Source organism: Flavobacterium shii (assembly GCF_025847235.1).
GTDB lineage: Bacteria > Bacteroidota > Bacteroidia > Flavobacteriales > Flavobacteriaceae > Flavobacterium > Flavobacterium shii.
The window spans coordinates 332,290-351,654 of record NZ_JAOZEW010000001.1; the positions used below are offsets into that span (position 1 = coordinate 332,290).

Genomic DNA, 19,365 nt, shown 5'->3' on the forward strand with positions numbered 1-19,365 from the left:
AAAACCTTAAAAAGTTTTTGTGTCTTTTCAATGTATCTGACATGCATATTTGATTAATATCCTGCATTTTGGGGAGCTAAATTTGGATTGAGTAATAGTTCCGATTCAGGAATTGGTAATAAACGGTCTGTTGTTCCCCATTGCGGTTTCACTGATGATAATGTGGTATCTAACCGACCAGTTCTTTTTAAATCGAAAAAGCGATGTCCTAATTCGGTAAAAAACTCCAAACGGCGTTCTAACAATACCTCTGTTATAATTTCTTCTGCGGTAGTAGCAGAAGTTTTATTTAACCCTGCTAAGTTTCTTGTTTTATCCAAATCTTCTTTTGCCCCAATAATATCACCCTGATGCGCACGTGCCTCAGCTCTTATGAGGTATTGTTCGGCTGTCCTCAGCACAATTGAATACTCAACTGAAGAACCCGTATTAGTCTGTTCCTTATACTTATTTGCATGATACCATATACTTGTACCATCAGTGACTGCTTTTAACCAATTATCCTTACGTAAATCCTGAGTAGTAAAAACTTTGACTAGTTCATCGTTGATTGCTAATGATGATGGTGGACCTTGTGTAAAAACAAATGTTTCTGCCTCATGTGTATTCATACCATCAATTGCCGGCATCAATTGCCATATGGTTGCGGAACTTCCTTTAAGAAATACTGAACTAAGATCTGTAGGCCATACATACAAACCTGTCTGGTTCAATACAGAAGAAGAAGCATCTGAAGCTTCATCCCATTGTTGTAAATAGAGACATATTCGTGCCAATAAAGCCTGTGAAGTCCATTTGTTAGGACGAACCCGCTCTGTGCCTGTATATTCTTCCGGTAACAATTTACTTGCCTGTTCCAAGTCTTTTTTGATTAAATCATATACTTCATTCTCAGGCATTCGATGAACAATACTATTTTGCTTGTAATCTGTTGTTATGATGTAAGGAATATTTCCGAAAACATTAGTGAGATAAAAATGAATTAACCCCCGAACAAACAATGCTTCTCCCATCAATTGATCTTTATCTTTTGCTTGGAGTGCATTAGATGCATTAACTCCTTCAATGATTGCATTAGCGGAATAGATTTGATTGTAACTGCTTGTCCATAATTCTGAAATTTCTGTATCGGAAGCCAAGAGCGAGTTATTATAGAAATTAGCCTGACCGCTACCAGATACACCATAAAAGGTAAGTTCATCTGTATAAAGCCCAAGCTGACTTGAAATACCTGATGGCCCTCCAGTAAGTAAGCCGTTTTCGCGAATTTTAGTATATATGTCAACCATTGCTGCATTTGCTGTAGCTTTATCTTCAAATACATCTTCAGCAGTTAGTTGTGAAGAAGGCAAATCTACATCAACAAAATTGTCGCATCCTGTTATAAAACAAGAAAGTATACTCCATATTACGAATAAGAATATGGCTCTAACATTATAATTTTGGTGATGCCTAAGACCTTGGAATAATTTACTATTTTTCATAAGGTTGTTTTTTGAGGTTAAAAAGTAACTTGCAGACTTGTTGTGATAATACGCAATGGCGGTAAATATCCAGATGATCGAAACTCAGGGTCAATACCTTTATAAGGCGTTATGGTTAGTAAGTTCTGCGCTTGCAGACTAATCTTACAGAAGAATTTCTTAGTCCAGTCTCGAGGTAAATCGAAAGAGATTGACACATTCTTTAAACGGATAAAAGAGGCATCGCTTATTGCTGCATCGCTTTGAGAGTACCTTATACTTGCAGCTCTTTTCTCAGCATTATTATTACTATAAGATTGATAAGGACCTTCATCCCCCGTTTTTTGCCAATGATTAATGACAGCTTCGGGTTGGTTGACCATAGTACCCGGCATCGATGTTCTGAAATTTTCATTAAAATTCTGCTGCTTCACAAACTGAAACATAAAATCTAATTGCACATTTCCATATCGTATTTGATTTTGAAATCCGCCATAAAACTTTGGGCTAAGATTTTTAATAATCTTTTTATCATCTGCTGCTGATAAATTCCCATCGTTGTTATAATCTTCAAATTGATAAGAACCTGTGGTTTGATTAAGTCCTGTATAATGATACACCTTTACGATATTAATGGGTTGACCAATTACGTATTGGTTTTTATAGGATGAGCCTTCCAAACCAGGAAAGGACAGTAGTTCGCTTTTGGCACTGGTAATATTAAAATTACTAATCCAACTAAAATCTTTGCCCTGTACATTTACGGTACGAAGGCTAAATTCCATTCCACTATTTTGAACTTCGGCATCCAAATTGGCTCGTAACTCTGCGAATCCAGTTGTTCCCGGCAATGGTATTCCTACCAATTGACTTGAAGAGCGATTGCGATACCATGCTATTGTAGTGGATATTCGGTCATTCAAAAATCCCATCTCCAGAGCAGCTTCTAATTTTCGATTGGTTTCCCATCCAAAATTCGGATTATAAAGGCGGGTTGGCTGCAAGCCGCTAACCCCCTGATAAGTGTATCCCGAAGTACTATAGGTATCCAAATATTGATAATCGCCAATCTGATCATTACCAGTGGTTCCATAACTAGTCCGTAATTTTCCAAAGCTTAAGAAATTTATATTTTGCTTTATGAAACTTTCGTCTCCAAAAAGCCATGCTGCACCAACTGCTCCGAATGTAGCAAATTGCCGACCGGGTCCGAAGCGGCTCGATCCATCCCTTCGACCTGTAAGATTTAAAATGTACTTTCCTTGCCAATTCAGATTTACACGCCCAAAAAATGCCTGATACTTGTACAATGTCTCGTCACTATTTAAAATAAGGTAGTTTGCTGCTGAAGCAGGATTTTCAATCAGGCTATTACTGGCAAAGCCTTCTGCGGCGCTAACTAACTGATTGCTTTTTTGTTGTTGGAAAGTCGCTCCGGCTAGCACTTCAATTTTTCCTTTACCAATTGTATAACCCCATCCCAGTTGTGGTTCTGCAATCCACGAATTACGATTAACTGTATTTGAAAATACGGCAGAAACTTCGCTTCCAAGTCCATATGCTGGATTGTAGGTCGTAGAAGGAAGTAAATTCATCTGACTTTGGCGAAGGTCTGTATAACCAAGGCTGGTCTTTGCGGTAAAGCCCATTCCTAAATCATATGAGAGCAGAATATTAGCCAGAAAGTCATACGTTTGTCCTTTTATTTTCCCTTCAAGTTTTGCCAGAGGATTTTCAAATGTATTGTTCTCCCAATTTAGTTTTCCAGCGGAATCATAAAGTGATGGAGCATTAGGTACTAAAGTAATTGCATCACGTGTGAGATCTACTGAGGGTAGGTTATTAAATTGCGCCGTATAGCCTGTAGTAAAAGTAACTTTGAACTTTTGGTCTAATGATTCATGGTTTAGATTAAAATGTCCATTGGCTTTGATGTAATCAAAATCTCCGGGATATACTGTAGTTTCTTTATTGTAATTTCCACTCAATAAAAACTGTGTTTGGGCTGAGCCACCCGATAGTGAGGACTGAATATTCGTGTAACTGGCTGTACCACCTATAAGCTGTTTCTGCCAGTTGGTGTTCCTATCCTGATTCCAAGTCCCATTAACATCATAAGCCTCCGCTGGATAGTCTGTAATGCCATCATTAGCAAAAGCTTCTCTTCGCATTGCTAAATACTGTGGAGTATCCATAAGATCGATAAAATGTGCTACCTGTCCGTATCCGTTTGAATAGTTCGTACTAAATGATGTTTTGCCTTCTCTTCCTTTTTTTGTGGTAATAAGAACAACACCGTTTGCACCGCGTGAACCATAAATAGCTGTAGCATCGGCATCTTTTAGAACTTCGATGTTAGAAATATTCCCCGGATTAATACTATTAAGCGGACTATTTTGCGCAGGCATATTACCTGATGTATAAGAACTGCCAATCTCCTGTGAAGAGTAAGGAACACCATCAATGATATACAGGGGACTGTTACCATCAAGTCTCAAACTATTTTGTCCACGGATTTCAATATCAAAACCTCCACCCGGCATTCCAGTATTTTGAGTTATATTAACACCTGCCATACGACCTTGCATGGTAGCAAGAACATTAGTTACAGGCTGCTTTTCGATATCTTTTGAAGTTATTTTAGTAATACTTCCAGTACGCTCGCTATCTTTTACAGAGTAATAACCAGCATTGATAGTTACTTCCTGAAGGTCGGTTGCATCTTCCTTCATTTCCAGATTGATAATAGATTGTGAACCAATCGGAATTTCCACCGTTTTATACCCTATATAAGAGAAGACCAGTATATCTGTATTGGTAGCATTGATTGTGTATTTACCACTTAGATCAGTAATGGTTGATATTGTAGATCCCTTTATTCCTACAGTGACTCCAGGCAAAGCACCGATACCATCAGTGATAGTACCGCTAATTTGCAACTGCTGCTGTGTGGGGGAATATTTTGTTGTGGGTTTAGCAAAGGTGTCTGGGCAGGTTAGATACATTGTTGAAATAAACGCATACCACAGAACCTCTCGACCCTTGCAAAATGAAAAATTTTTCATAATTTTGGATAAGATTAATAAACAGAAGTTTTTTAATTATGACTCTCTACTCTTGTTGCAAACTGTGGGTAGAGGGTCTTTTTTTTGTGCAGTTTAGATTTAACATTACATTAAATCACTACATCCATTCCTTTTTTAATTGCCTGCAACTGTACAGTTACTAACTCAAAAATTAAAAAAGACAGAGCAGGCATCAAAAAACAAACCAAGAGTTTTTTATATCATAAGCACACAAATTTAGTATTGGTTAAACAATAGCTAATTGCGAGACTTTGAAATTAAGGAAGTTATACGCGATGAATGAAAGCGGAGAATAGTCTATAAAAAATATAGAGGCGTGGGGTGTTCTCAGCTTACTATGCATTAAAGGTACTGGAGACCTGCGCGCAAATAAGTGAGCCCACGCCAATATAAATATGGCGTGAACATTCACACTTATCGTCTTGCGCGCTCAAAAATTTCCAGTTTTTTAATGCAAGATTCAAAGCGAATGCTTCAAATATTTTTAAATGAAGTATCGCAAATTTAACAATTCTATTCAAAAGTATAGAAAAAATTTATGTAATGCAAATGCATTACATAAAAATCATCAAAAAAAAGAAACTTGCTGTATGGGTAAATTAAGAGTAGAAGACATAATATTGCGAGATCAGATTAAATTAAGGCTTAAAGAGTTACGAGAAAAATCCAGTCAAAATAAATCTGACCTATCAAAAGATGTTGAGATAGATAGACAAAATTTTCAAGCATGGGAGAAACTTGAAATTGATAGAGGTATGAGTATTTATTCTGTTAGTAGAGTCTGCAAAGTTCTTGGAATAACTCTTAAAGACTTTTTTGATAGCAATATATTTAATGAAAAATAGAAAGATGCTTAGGCATCTTTTTTTTTAGGAATATTCGTCTGGATTAAAAAATAGAATTTTATTTATTAGAAAAATTTTAACATTAACTATAATGTCAGCTAACCGCAATTTAGAAAATTTAATTAGTCTTAATGCTAGACATCTCTCTCTTAAGCAACAAGATACATTTACTGATTCAGAAATAACAACAGAACTAAGAAAGCTCCCCTTACATATATATCTAATTTGCAGATCACCTAAAATACTTTTAGATATGTCTAATTCATTAATTACAACGGAGAATATAAAATTGAACTTTTATACCAACTTAAATGGAATACGTAAAGATATATTTGTTTCTACATTAAATAGAGCTGATCAACAAATCAAAGAAGTAGATTGCCCCTATCCTTATAATTATTTTCATGCTTATTCAGATAATAAATCATTTCATTCTGAAGGAAAAACAAATTTGCTTTTTAAACATTTTTCAGCCCAAAATGATGTCTATCATGATGAAGCAAATTTAGAAGTATTGTATGTAGGACAAGCCTTTGGAAAAAATGGAAGCAGGATAACTATAGATCGTCTGCAATCACATGAAAAAGCACAGAAAATCTATTTTGACACTCAGAATAAATATCCTGACTATGAGATATGGTTTTTAAGCCTGACTTTTGAACCAACCCTCATGACAGTCTTTGATCCACGTTCTTTCTATAATCCTGATCAAATGCATATTGATCTTGAACATCAAGTAAAAATAGAGTCTACTCCAATTAGTCTAGACCAGCAAATAACAATCCTTGAGGCAGCTTTGATAACATATTTTGGCACTTCAGAATTTAATAAGGAGTATTTAGGTTTTCCTTCAAACAAACATATATCATATAAAGAAGTATACGATTTGGATTTCAATTCAGTAGGATTCGAACTGTCGACTTATAGCATTTGGTCAAAACTCTTTAGTAAAACCGTTGATCCAAATTTTTTACATTACAAAAAATTCTTCCTACATAGTGATACGGAACGTAAAGAAATACTTCAAAGATTAGAAGAATAACATATAAGGAGTAAACACATATTTAAAAATAAGTAATGCTATAACAAAATAAAAAAAGTATCTAAATTATATTATGTTATTTATCAAATAATTAATTTACTACTTAAAAAATAGCTCATTATGGGAAACCGTAAAAGGAAATAAAAGATATGTTGTATGTTTAATATCAAATAAGAATATTTTGATGACTTTATACAAAACTTTGGAAATAAAAATACAATATGATAAATTTTGAAATTTTAATTGATGATGCTTTTTCTGTAATTACTGGTGATTCCACGCTAACGCCAATTGAAAATAAAAGAGTTTTTAGCTTAATTAATACATTTGAAGATGGTTTTTGGCATCATAGTAAATTTCACAAATTCATTTGGAATAATATAAAAGAAACCGCTTTAAGTTATAGAGAAAGACAAGCATTGGCTCTTGAAGGTGAAGATTCATTGTTGACGGAAGCTGCTATTAATTTAAGACTTTCAGAAAGTGAAAATGATATTGGAAGAGGAAGTGAAATATCTGAAATTTTACTTTATGGTATAATGAAGAAATACTATTATGCCTTACCGATAGTCCCAAAAATCTTCTATAAACAAAATACACAAGATAATGCCAAAGGTGCTGATAGTGTTCATATAGTAATTGAAAATGAAAATTCATTTTCATTATGGTTTGGCGAATCTAAATTTTATAACTCTATTGAAAATGCAAGATTAGATGTAATCATTGATTCTGTAAAGGATTCCTTAACTCTAAGGAAAATTAAGAAAGAAAATAAATTAATTACTAATCTTTCGGATATAAATGATTTTGATGAAATTTCAACAGAGTTAAGAGCAAAAATTGTACAATCCCTTTCACAAGAACAATCAATAGATTCAATAAAGCCAATTTTAAACATTCCAATTCTATTACTATATGAATGTAGTATTACAAATGGAACAAGTCATTTAACAGAAGAATATAAAACACAAATAGTAACTCATCATAAAGAGAGGGCTATCGAGTACTTTAAAAGACAAATACATAAATGCAATGATGTTGATTTATATTCTGAAATAAAGTTTCATATAATTCTTTTCCCAGTTCCTGAAAAAAAACCGATTGTTGATAAATTTATTGAGAAAGCACAAGTATATAGAAATTAGTTATGGAAGATATTATATTTGATAATTGTCACAAAATAAACGAATTGCTAATTTCTGATAAAGATAATGAAGCTAGGGAAGAATTAATTAAGCTGCTGGATTTTCATAAAACTGAAAAATTAGAGTATACTCCTTTAGTAAATCATTTAATTAGGGAAACTGGATTGTTTCCATATCTACAGCAAGAAACTTCTAATTGGGAAGAAAGGTATATTTATGAAATTTTTAAAGTAAATATTGGAGAAGAAAAACCTGTAACATTGCATCGTGAACAATCCTTTCTATTAAAAAAGCTTTTAGAAGGTAGAAATATTGCAGTAAGTGCACCCACAAGTTTTGGTAAAAGTTTTGTTATAGACGCTTTTATAAAAATTAGAAAACCCAAAAATGTAATAATTATTGTTCCAACAATTGCATTGACCGATGAAACCAGAAGAAGACTATATAAAAAATTCGCACATGAATATAAAATTATTACAACCACTGAAGTAGAGCCAGCAGAAAAAAATATTTTTATTTTTCCGCAAGAAAGGGCTATAAATTATTTAGAAAAACTTGAATACTTTGACATAATGATTATTGATGAATTTTATAAAGCAAGTAGTTTATTTGATAAAGTGAGATCACCAAGTTTAGTTAAAGCGATTATTAAGATTGGTAGCAAGTCTAAACAAAAATATTTCTTAGCTCCAAACATATCAACTTTAGAGGATAATCCTTTTACTGCGGATATGGAGTTCATTCAATTAGACTTCAATACTGTCTTCTTAGAAAAATACGAACTTTACAAAGAAATAAATAAAAATATAGAATTAAAAAGTAACATTTTAATAGAAATTTTAAATAAAAAACCTACAAAATCATTAATATACGCAGGTACATATACAAATATTGAAAATGTATCTAATCTGATTTTATCTAGTTTTAAAGAAAAAAACAGTATTCTATTGGACCAATTTGCAAATTGGTTAGGTAAAAATTATGATTATAACTGGAGTTTGACAAATCTTATAAAAAGAGGAACTGGAATACATAATGGTAGGTTACATCGTTCTTTGAGCCAAATTCAAGTTAAACTGTTTGAAGATAAAGAAGGTATTAGCAATATTATTTCAACCTCTTCAATTATAGAAGGTGTTAATACATCGGCAGAAAATGTAATAATTTGGATGAATAAAAATGGTAATTCAAACTTGAATGATTTTACCTATAGAAACATTATTGGGCGAGGCGGTAGAATGTTTCAGCATTTTATAGGTAAAATATATATACTAGATAAACCGCCATTAAATACTCAAACTGCTTTAAATATTGAATTTCCAGAAGAAATATTGGGTGATTTAGATAATAAAAAATATGATAAATTATTAACAAAGGAACAAGTTGCAAAATTAATTCTTTACCAAGATGAGATGGGTGTAATATTAGGCGTTGAAGTTTACAATAAATTAAAAGATGCCTCGGTATTCCAATCTAGTAATTCAGAATTAATTAAATCAATTGCAATTGATATGTCAGTTAACCCTGAAAGTTGGAACGGTCTCTCTTACTTAAATTCTACAACGCGCAGTCAATGGGATAAATCATTATATAAAATAATTAATTTACAACCTGGAAATTGGGAAGTAAAAAACAGCACATTTGTTGAATTTATTAAAATTTTACGTAATAATTGGTTCAAAACAATCCCTGAATTATTAAAAGATTTAGAACCTCATGATGTAAGTATTGATGAATTTTTCAAACTTGAAAAAAATGTAACTTTCAAATTTGCCTCTCTTTTAAAGGATGTTAATACGCTACAAAAAGAATTACTTAAAGGTAAAAATTATGACATATCTAAATTTATTTCATACATTTCTCATGCCTTTTTACCAACGGTAGTTTTTCAACTTGAAGAGTATGGACTACCAAGAATGATATCAAAAAAAATTCACAATTCAAAAGTTATAGATTTTTACAATCAAGAACTAACAATACACAATGTGATTGAAATTTTTAAAGCTATAGGCATAAATAAAATTAAAGAACATGTGAAATTAGATGAGTTCGATAATTACATTTTAGAATACTTTTATGATGGCATAAAAACAAATAATAACGGATAAACAATACTAAACTTTTCTAATAAATTAATTGTTTAAATTCAGATAAAAGAAGTTTTATGCGAGGAACAAATTCAGAAAATATAGTTTCAAAAATAAATTCAAGTGTGTTTTTTAAAGAGTTTACTTTTAGTAAAAATGACTTTAAAGAACTTGATACCAATCAGCAGTTAGAGTTTGCAGACAATGTTGTTTGGCTAGATGATTTGTTCTTTATATTCCAAATTAAAGAAAGAGAGAATGGAGCCTCAAGTGACGAAAAATGGTTCGATAGTAAAATAAAAAATAAAGCTGTAAAGCAGATTAAGTCTACTTTAAAATATATTTCAAAGTATCCTGAAATTTTTATTGAAAATGTGAAAGGACATAAGCTTGATATTACAAAAGCAAAAGCGAATACTAATGTCAAAAAAATAATCATTTATTCTACAAATGAGGATTTCCCCGAAGAGCTGAGGAACCAAAAATTTTACGAAAGTAAGGATGTAAGCCTAATTCATTTATTTCACTCTGAAGACTATTACTGGATTTGCAAATACTTAATTACTCCAACAGAAATAAATGAATACTTGAATTTTCGAGAAAATTTGTTTCGGTTTGATAAACTTAGTAGTTCAGTATTGCCCGAACAATATTTTTTAGCCCATTTTCTTGAAACTCCTGAAGCAGATCATTTTGATGCACGTTATATAGATAATCTTAAAAATAATGATATCAAAATTCAAGAATTCAATATTTCAGATCTCATAGAAAATTTCAACAAAAATATTAAGCTTATAAACCATCAAACTGAGTACTATCCAATAATTCAAGAAATTGCGAAACTGAACAGATCGGAACTTATTGAATTTAAAAAGCGTCTTAGCCTAAGTATTGAAAAGTCAGAAAGTGAAGAATTGATAACTCCCTATAGAATTTACTTACCAAGAACTGACTGTGGCTTTGTTTTCATCCCACTGCACTCCAGTAGGTCTGTTCATTGGCAAAATGCACTAAGTAACTATACAATGGCACATAAATATGATGCTAAAGCAAAGAAATGTATAGGCTTAGTTATTTTCAGAGATGAAAAACAATTAGACTATTTTGAGTTATTCTGGCAATATATTGAAGATGACTGGCAATTTGATGCAGAAATTGAAAAACTACTAAAAGAAAATTTTCCTTTCCGTGTTGTAAAAACAAAAATGGTTAACAACAGGTATAAAATGTAACGTCACATAGCCTTTTAATATAAAAATGAAAAAGTATGGTCAATCTTAATTTGAATGGAATTAGTAATACAGTAAATGAGAATAATTTTCTAAATGTTTCAGTTAATTTAAACAGGAAGAAAGAAAAGCAAACAATAGAACCGGTAGTTCCGGGATTAATTGAACTCGCAACATTTAAAGATCGAAAAACAACTTTAGGAGGTCCTGAGATTGAATTGATAGATAAAATAAAAGACGATATAATTGTGTATTTATTTATACAAAAGAACAAAGAACATAGCGCTTGGAATTTGATTGCCCCTGTGATAGTAGAAAGAGGAAGTGGAAAAACGTATCAATATCACTATAATTACTTTGCCCTTGAAGGCACAGGTGGTGGCTTATCAAATACATCTTCGATTCTTTACCACTTAAAAAAACATTCAGAAAAAGGTTTCCAAGTTTTAATTGCACCGAAAATTACAAATAACTTATTGATGAATGGTTTTGAATATGCTGACAGTGGCATTAAGCTAAGTGATTTGTTGGAAGACTCCATCGATTTACATAACTACAGAAAAGATTCGTTTGAATGGATATACAAACAGTATCAAGAATTGATTACAAAGCATAGATTGGAAGAATAACAATAGTTCTTCAACCTCATTAATAAAAAACAAACCTCGCTTAAAACGTCTAAGCGAGGTTTACTTTTAACCAAAAATATTACTTCTTAGATTCTGCCACAGAAACTTTTCTGAACTCTTTTAATAGCTTCTCCAACTCTAAAGTTGATTTACGAGCTCTTGCTCCTGCTGCTTTCACACCTTTCTCAATTAGTGAGTCAGATTCTGTTTTAAATGTCTCAAATTCTGCATTGATTTTTTCGAATAAATCTTTCATAACTGTCCTTTATTAAATTAGGGAGGTAAAAGTAAAAGTTTACATATCATAAAACAAAATTGTACTCAAAAATTAACGCAATATAAAGTTGGTATTGATTATCTCTTACTGAAGATTATGGTTTCATTTAAAAAAATATAAATATCACTAAAAGTGGGTATTGCATAAGCCTTAAAAGCCTCTTATGTTTGTGAGATAATATTTATAATTTAATTAAAAAGCAATCTAACTTATTTAAGCATATTAATAAGATAACTTTTTAGTAACATACTACTATTAAAAAACTTTAGAAGAACAAACATGGCGGGAAATAGTTTTTATGTGGCTGAAAGAAACGAAGATGATCACGATAAACACCCTATAAAAAAAGGTGACACAATAAAGAGTATTTCCGAAGAACTTGGTATTGAATGGCAAACTTTAAGAACCTATCACAATAGACATTGCGTCTCGGATGAGGATGTTATAAATGCGTATTTACCCAATCATCTAAAGTTTTTACTTTTAAAACCAATCAAATTACAAGCAAATGGGGAACCCGAACAAGAAGCTCTTAAAAAAGCAGTTTTGGGTAAAGGTTTCAGAATACCTTTTCATCACGTAACAGTAAAAACCAAATATGGCGTAATGTATACGGTTGAGAATGGTGAACAAGTTGATACCTTAAAATACGAAGTAAGTGTAAAGTGGCTAGCAACCGACGAAAATGGATACTCCTTTTTTGAAATTGATAGATTATCCAAATTATACATTAATAATATTGAAGCTGACATAATAGCTAATGAATTAGCGGAAAAAACATCCAGTGTTTTATATCCATTGCAGGTAGTAGTTGACCAAGAAGGAGAATGGATAGATATTCATAATTATAAAGAAATAAAGGAACGTTGGCAGACAAAAAGAACTAAAATTCTTCAAGACTATCCTGGAGAGCAGACTAAAAAATATTTGGCACTTTATGAAAAAAATTTAGAAAGCAACCAAACTTTATCATTAGTGCTTGCCAATGATTGGTTTATAAGAGCTTTTTTCAATGGAATCCATACTGAATATACCCAAGAATTAACTTTTAAAGGCTATACCTATTTCCCTTTTATTGCAAAAAGTGATGATTTGATATTTAGTATTGAGCAAAAAGTAGACAAATATCTTGATGAGAATGATTTGATAAATATTGACATGAAAGGTGTGTTAGATGACAACAGAATGAACACTGATTTTGAATATGAATTAGGACTTGCTTCACAGCCACTCTCAAATCAAGAAACTGTTGGTAGTTACAGAGCAAAATATTTTCTGAACCCTAATAACTACTCGATACAAACTTTATTTATAGAATGTATCCTTGCACTTGATATACCTCAAAAATATACTGTTATGGTTTCGAATCTAAATGAGAAAGAAAACCAAATTTTAAAAACAAACTCTCTTTATGTGGGAACAGAGAAGAAAAAAGATGATGGTATTTTCAAAATGATTGGAGATATTTTTAGAGGCAGATAATAATACAACCTATGAGTGAAAAACACATTGTAGTACAGGGTGCTACCTGTAAATGCAAGTTTAGTGTAGAACCTAAAACAGATAAGTTGAAGGTAAAAACACAAACAAAACATTATGCTAATGATAAAGATGGATCGGAAAAGCTAATTGCCACTGACAAAGATATTGGACAAACTTTAGAGAAAAACACCTTTGGTAAATGTAAGAAGCAACCGGCTGGTAACGATTACTTACCATGCCAAACACAAATTACAAAATGGAGTGGTTCTTATGAAAAAATGATTTTATCCAATAAAGGGAAAGCATTGTTGGAAGACAGTAAAGCTACCTGCCCGATGGGTGCACCCGATTGTATCGAAATCACAAAACATGGTCAAGTGGCAGAACCCAGTGAACAAAATTTTAAAAATGCAAATCCCATGATTCACAATCTTATAAATCCTATGGTAGATGTGAGGGATATGTACAAAAAACAGCCAACTTACAAGGGCATGGAAGATAGTGATGGAGAAAATATTAATGACATATATATCGATAAAAAAGACGGATCAGTTCTTGTTAATTTTAGCAAACTTGATGGAAATATTAGAATGATAGCTAAATATGATTGGGATGATTCGAATGAGATTCAGGACCATAAAACGAAAGTAGATGAGTTAATAAAATTAAGTACTATCGTAACTGTTGACAACGAGCAAATACAATTAAAACTTCAAGAAATACATAGATTAACTTATAAGACTGAGCAACAATTGTATATTGTGTTAGATAGAGATACAGCAAAAATTAAAGCGGTTTTGGGACTTGAAGGAATCGATGGAAGAACTACGATTGAATCATATGAGGACATAGATCCAGAAACAAAAAAAGTTATTTCTAAACCAATGGTTAAAGTTGACGGAATAAGGTATGCTATCTTAGGCCAAGCTCATACTCATAACTTAATGGAATCTACACCTAGAAATTCTAATCAAATATTTGGAGGTGAAACCACAGAAAATGGCTTTGGCACATCATCTATTGATAAAGGAACAGCAAGTTCTATGGGCATAAACATATACGCATTAGATAGTTGGAATTATAGCAGTAAAAATGCTCAGGTTAAAATTGGAAGAGTAACACCTTCGGGAATTGAAACAAAAAATATAGGAAAAACTCACGGTAAGGGAGATGGAAAAGAAACAATTAATATTGGTTTAGAATGTTTAAATTTAAGAGTAGGAAGATGAAAAACAACAACTTAATAATTATAATTCTATTGCTATTTAGCTTAAAAGCTAGATCACAAAACATTGATTCTTTATTAAACTTGAGTGACACATTAAAAAATAAATGTGAATTAAGAATTTATAAAGATAAAGGGATAACTAACAGTGGTTTTGTATTTATTTTATATAAAACCAAAAATGATGAATGGAAAACTGAATATATTCAATGGTTTGAACCAACTCATAATAATGAAAAATTTAGGTTTTATAAAAAGGAATTGAAATACAGTAAAAATTATTTAGAATTGTGGCTTACTATTCAAACTAAGAATATTGAATTTTTGCCAAACGAAAGCTATTTTCAATATAAAAAGGAAAAGAAAATCATTGAAAAAGAAAGAAATCAATATACGATGTCAATCCGGAAATTAAATATTATAGACGGGTATAGTTATAAATTAAAATATAAAAATGGTAATATAAAAAATGAAATTGAGTATAATAATCCAGAGAGTTATTTAAAAAGTAATCCTGAAATAGATGAATTATTTGATTTTGTAGAAATTTTAAGAATACTAAGAAGTGAATTTAAAATTGAACTATAAAATAGTTTTATAGCAATTTGATACCGTTTCCACTGAAAGTATTTGGAGTCATCATCCAGAAGTATTTATAACGACAGACAAACATCTTGTTATATTTTTTGAGAATAAGGATGCGAAAGGCTATTTTGATATAATTGATAACCATATAAATATAATATGTAAGAAATGAAAAAAACAATATCAATACCCTTTTTGCAATTATGTATTAGTCATTCATTACCTACTCTTATAATCAAATTGAAGAATATGGAGAAAAAAGAAAAACACGCAGTTAATGAGGATAATACTAAAAAAAATATTTTAATGTTATGGCAAAAGGTGTAAAAAAAATAAAATGGACTGGTGAGGGAACTGTAAAAAGTAGTTTATCCATTCCTAATAAAAAAGTAACGATTGATCCTGACCAATTTGTATTGTTTGCTGTTGGTCAATGGGATGAGGGTATAAGTGAAGCTGAGAAAAAGAAGAATCTAACCTGGATGTTACAAGACAGAAAGGCGAAAACTATAATAAAACAGAAAACATTACCATTCAATAATAAATACGGTGTAAAAATTCCAAGAAATCTTTGTGGTCCTTTTGAATATTATGTGGAAGCAAGTCTTTCGGGTAAAAGAGATATTTCTAGAGAAAGTGGACTTCTAATAAGCGGATATTGCGAACCAAGAATTAAAAATTGCAAATGGTGCACAAGCAATGATGGTGCAGATGTAAGTAAAACACATATCTTTTCGTATGGAAACACCATATACTTAAATGTTGAAACAGAAGGATTAAACGGTCATAAGAATTTGATAGTGGATGTATTTAGATTAGATACGCTAATATTTACTTATACGAGTGTCGATGTTATAGATGGCGAGATAAACCTTGCTATGTCAAATACCTTTTCATGGTATGGAAAAATAAGGCCTATGAAAGAGACCGAAGAGTTTTACATAAAAGTTAAAAACCCAGCAACAGGAAAATACATCGTAAATAATAAACAGCAAATAGAACATGCCAAATTTTTACGAATCAAAAAAAAGATAGCATCTCCTGATATTAAACCTCCAACAAATTTAACTCCCTTAAAAGTTGGCAAACCAAATGAAAATGCTGTTAGGTATGAACCTTGTAAGTTTGAAACAATTACTATAGAGAAAACTATAGTTTTTGATAAGGGTAAAAAGTTAGAAAAAGTAGCGCACCCAAAAGAAGCAATTAAAAAGACCCTTTTTTTTGATATTGACAGTTCTATCATAAATGAGGAGGGAAAGACTAGAATAAATAATGTTTTACAGTTTTTATTGGAACATGATCATTCTACAATTACTATTGATGGATATGCCTGTGTTATAGGAAAAGAAAATTATAACCAAGGATTATCACAAAGAAGAAGCGATGCAGTCAAAAAGTCTTTTATCAATGGTGGCTTAGATGCTCAAAGAATTGTTTCTAAAGGGCATGGTGAAATTAATGCAACCGATGATAAAATGGGGCGCGATAATATAAAATACAAAGATACCAGAGAGTATATTGATTCTCGAAAAGTCGATATTTCTTTTGTTTTTAATGGACATGATGCACAAACTATCATGTATGAAACCATTGCTCCAAGCCATGATAAAAATTTAACTATAGACATAACAGAATATCAGAATAAAGCCTGCTTTAGAGAAAAAGTCAAACATCAAAAGAAGATAATCGTAAGTTCTCCGGAGTACAGTAAACCATTAGAAAAAGCGGGATCTTCTTTGACTTTTTCTGTGCGATCAAATTTGGAATATCTGAATCCCGCTCCACTGCAATATATTTGGCCAAAGGTATTTGCCAACGAATATTTTGTTCATGCACATTCTTGCAGGTATTTCTCAAATGATAAGAATGCAACAATAGTGGTAAATGCATATCCTGACATAAAATGGGAATTAGCATTTGAGTTAAAAATAGATGTAGAAAACTATTCTCATAACCACATGCCCGCAAAATATAGAATTTTTGAAAAGCATCAGAAGATTGCAACAAAAGAGGGATACAAAAGATGGCTATTAAATAAAAATGGAGAAATTCCTATAGTAGTAGGTATTGGATTAAAAGCTGAATGGGATGATGCACAGCGAAAAGTAAGCTTAACAAAAGAATGGGAAAAGAAAACAGAAGTATTAGCTAAAGGACTAGCTAAATCTGTAGATCTAATTCAAGGTGCAATAAATGTGTGCCGAGGAGTATTAGAAGCGACAAGTATACCGATAAGTTTTGGAGTAAATTATCCGAAGTTTGAAGTCGTTGCCTCCTGGTATTTACAAAAAGAGGACAATTATTTGAATCTTGCAATGGTTGGAAAAGTGAATTTTGGAGCAAAACCATTTATAGGCGCAAATGCAACTATTGATCTTATTGCTGCAGCGGTAACTATTGCTTCATATAGTACAACAGGTAGTCCTGCCATTTCTAAAATTGTCTCAAAAATAAGAAAAGCGGGAAAGAAAGTTGGTGCTGAAATTTCTGCAGATGCAAAATTCTATGGAGAAATTGAAATAATGTTTGATGACCTTCTTATAAATAGTATAAAAGGAACTCAAGGCGGTTTTTTGATGATTGGTGGAGAAATGGGGATGAAATTAATTGTAGAAGTAAAAGCAGGAAACAATCCTTGGTATCGAAAAAAAGAACCAATCTTTAAATTTGAAGCAATAGCAAGAGCAACTGGAGATGCTTATTTTGGAGGAGATATGAAAATCGATTCAGACAAGAGAGGTATATATATTGAACCTACCTTAAAATTCTCAGGACTCGAAGTTACATTTGAAGCAGAAGTAACGGTTGGTTGGTTTAAGGACAGTGTCGAAAAGAAGTTATTAGAAGTTGTTCCACCAAAAGAAATTAAACTAAATAAACATTATCTAAACTAAAATATAAAATGGAAAATTACAATATAAAAAATCCTTATTACGAACTTTACCCAAACTTAAATTGTTCAGGAATAGTTTTAGTCAACGACGTACCTGTTTTTAGTTTTTTGGGAGAAGATAGCAAGGACGGTATCTTAGATGGATCAGTACCAATAAATCATATTGTTTTAGAAAGTGGTAAATATAAAGTTGTTGGAAAGTTACTACCAAGATTTGGACAAAAAACCTTAACACAAAATGACGGGATGAATATCAGTTTTAATTTATCTGACATTGACAATTGGAAGGAAACAAAACATAGCTTTTTTCCTGAGTTAAGTAGTCCTAAAGCATTTTTCGGTAAAGATAATAAAATAACAAGCCCAATAAAAGGACTCCCTTTCTTTGAAATTGCCACTGAAATTGAAATAAAGTTACCATTCGTTTTAGATGGTTGGCAAAATTCTGTTGATTTGTCCAAACAGGAAAAATCAAAAATAAAACAAAAAGTATTGGAATATTATATTCAAATTCATGCCATTTTAAGAGAACATAATGCTAGTAAATTTTTAGAACTATCCAAAGAAAAAGAAGATTTGCAAACCAAAGCTTTTTATTTTAACTCAAACAGAAAACAGGAAATAAGAGATAGTATAATAAACCTGTTTAATAAAAATCTGGAAGTACTTCCTTTAAATGAAGAAGAATTAAAGTTAGAGTTTTTTGGTTATGGAAAGTTAGTTTCGCTAGTTAGATTAGATGGAAGTTCAGCACTTCAATTCAAACGCAGTAATGCGGAAGGAGAGAGAAACATAGAATTGGAAATTAAACTTCATGCAAGAACCTTAGAAAAAGGATTAAGTATTATATAAAATTATGATTTCATGAATAGAAGAAAATTTATAACAAACATTGGAATTGGAACATTAGGTTTATACTTTACTCCCACTATAGTGAGTTGCTCAAACAAAGACAGTGTGAATCTAGACTCTATATTAGGTAAACCAATAACTTTACTTTCAAACAGTATTTATCTCGATAAGGAAGGAAATAAAGATTTTGGTTATTATCATTATGATAAAAATAATTTCACAATTGAAAAATATAAAGGAAAAGAATCCTTTATATTTTATAAAGATTCTAAAATTGTTGGCTATACATTGCAGATAGAAGGAGATGATTTTTTTAAACAAAATGTAGAAAGCATTTCAAAATCAATGGGAAACTATAAAACAAATTTTAAAAATGATTTTGGAGAAGAGCTACAATGGAGTAATTCAGGTACAATAATTAAACTATCAGTCACTAATTTCAAGGATTTACCGAAGCTAACCTTTTATAGTGAATTTTTAGAAAACGCTCATTTAGTTCTTTAATTATTAAGGGTATTTAAA

15 protein-coding genes are annotated in these 19,365 nt (G+C 31.4%); 12 read left to right on the plus strand and 3 right to left on the minus strand.

The window, feature by feature from the left end:
• Nucleotides 1–53: 53 nt before the first annotated feature.
• Nucleotides 54–1,484 (minus strand): RagB/SusD family nutrient uptake outer membrane protein, encoded by a 1,431-nt coding sequence (locus OIU83_RS01360; RefSeq protein WP_264204484.1) that lies wholly within the window; start codon nt 1,482–1,484, stop codon nt 54–56.
• A 17-nt stretch (nt 1,485–1,501) separates the two neighbouring features.
• Complete coding sequence (locus OIU83_RS01365; RefSeq protein WP_264204485.1) at nt 1,502–4,528, minus strand: SusC/RagA family TonB-linked outer membrane protein; 3,027 nt, start codon at nt 4,526–4,528, stop codon at nt 1,502–1,504.
• Nucleotides 4,529–5,037: 509 nt separating this feature from the next.
• On the opposite strand from OIU83_RS01365, the gene OIU83_RS01370 reads away from it, so the two are divergent.
• The 6 genes from OIU83_RS01370 to OIU83_RS01395 all read left to right on the plus strand — a co-directional run bounded on the left by OIU83_RS01370 (nt 5,038) and on the right by OIU83_RS01395 (nt 11,526).
• Nucleotides 5,038–5,394: a helix-turn-helix domain-containing protein gene (locus tag OIU83_RS01370; RefSeq protein WP_264204486.1), complete on the plus strand. Its 357-nt coding sequence runs from the start codon at nt 5,038–5,040 to the stop codon at nt 5,392–5,394.
• Nucleotides 5,395–5,485: 91 nt separating this feature from the next.
• Nucleotides 5,486–6,436 (plus strand): hypothetical protein, encoded by a 951-nt coding sequence (locus OIU83_RS01375; protein WP_264204487.1) that lies wholly within the window; start codon nt 5,486–5,488, stop codon nt 6,434–6,436.
• Between the two features lie 221 nt (nt 6,437–6,657).
• On the plus strand, nt 6,658–7,581 hold the full coding sequence (locus tag OIU83_RS01380) for a HamA C-terminal domain-containing protein (protein WP_264204488.1): 924 nt from the start codon (nt 6,658–6,660) through the stop codon (nt 7,579–7,581).
• Nucleotides 7,582–7,583: 2 nt separating this feature from the next.
• Nucleotides 7,584–9,689, plus strand: coding sequence for a DEAD/DEAH box helicase (locus OIU83_RS01385; protein WP_264204489.1), 2,106 nt, complete (start codon nt 7,584–7,586; stop codon nt 9,687–9,689).
• A gap of 56 nt (nt 9,690–9,745) precedes the next feature.
• Nucleotides 9,746–10,900, plus strand: coding sequence for a hypothetical protein (locus OIU83_RS01390; protein WP_264204490.1), 1,155 nt, complete (start codon nt 9,746–9,748; stop codon nt 10,898–10,900).
• A 35-nt stretch (nt 10,901–10,935) separates the two neighbouring features.
• Nucleotides 10,936–11,526: a hypothetical protein gene (locus tag OIU83_RS01395; RefSeq protein WP_264204491.1), complete on the plus strand. Its 591-nt coding sequence runs from the start codon at nt 10,936–10,938 to the stop codon at nt 11,524–11,526.
• A gap of 79 nt (nt 11,527–11,605) precedes the next feature.
• Here the strand turns inward: OIU83_RS01395 and OIU83_RS01400 are convergent, their stop codons facing one another.
• Complete coding sequence (locus tag OIU83_RS01400) at nt 11,606–11,782, minus strand: histone H1 (RefSeq protein ID WP_264204492.1); 177 nt, start codon at nt 11,780–11,782, stop codon at nt 11,606–11,608.
• Between the two features lie 300 nt (nt 11,783–12,082).
• On the opposite strand from OIU83_RS01400, the gene OIU83_RS01405 reads away from it, so the two are divergent.
• The 6 genes from OIU83_RS01405 (at nt 12,083) to OIU83_RS01430 (ending at nt 19,347) form a co-directional block, all read left to right on the plus strand.
• Nucleotides 12,083–13,285: a hypothetical protein gene (locus OIU83_RS01405; RefSeq protein ID WP_264204493.1), complete on the plus strand. Its 1,203-nt coding sequence runs from the start codon at nt 12,083–12,085 to the stop codon at nt 13,283–13,285.
• 11 nt (nt 13,286–13,296) lie between these two features.
• The gene (locus OIU83_RS23540; protein ID WP_319005341.1) at nt 13,297–14,514 is read left to right on the plus strand and encodes a DUF4280 domain-containing protein; all 1,218 of its coding nucleotides are present in this window, start codon (nt 13,297–13,299) and stop codon (nt 14,512–14,514) included.
• Nucleotides 14,511–15,098, plus strand: coding sequence for a hypothetical protein (locus OIU83_RS01415; RefSeq protein WP_264204494.1), 588 nt, complete (start codon nt 14,511–14,513; stop codon nt 15,096–15,098). The genes OIU83_RS23540 and OIU83_RS01415 overlap by 4 nt, the downstream gene beginning before the upstream one ends.
• A 308-nt stretch (nt 15,099–15,406) precedes the next feature.
• Complete coding sequence (locus tag OIU83_RS01420) at nt 15,407–17,992, plus strand: OmpA family protein (RefSeq protein WP_264204495.1); 2,586 nt, start codon at nt 15,407–15,409, stop codon at nt 17,990–17,992.
• 8 nt (nt 17,993–18,000) lie between these two features.
• On the plus strand, nt 18,001–18,843 hold the full coding sequence (locus tag OIU83_RS01425; protein ID WP_264204496.1) for a hypothetical protein: 843 nt from the start codon (nt 18,001–18,003) through the stop codon (nt 18,841–18,843).
• A 12-nt stretch (nt 18,844–18,855) separates the two neighbouring features.
• A complete protein-coding gene (locus tag OIU83_RS01430; protein ID WP_264204497.1) occupies nt 18,856–19,347 on the plus strand; it encodes a hypothetical protein in 492 nt (163 codons plus the stop codon).
• The last annotated feature ends 18 nt before the right edge of the window (nt 19,348–19,365 follow it).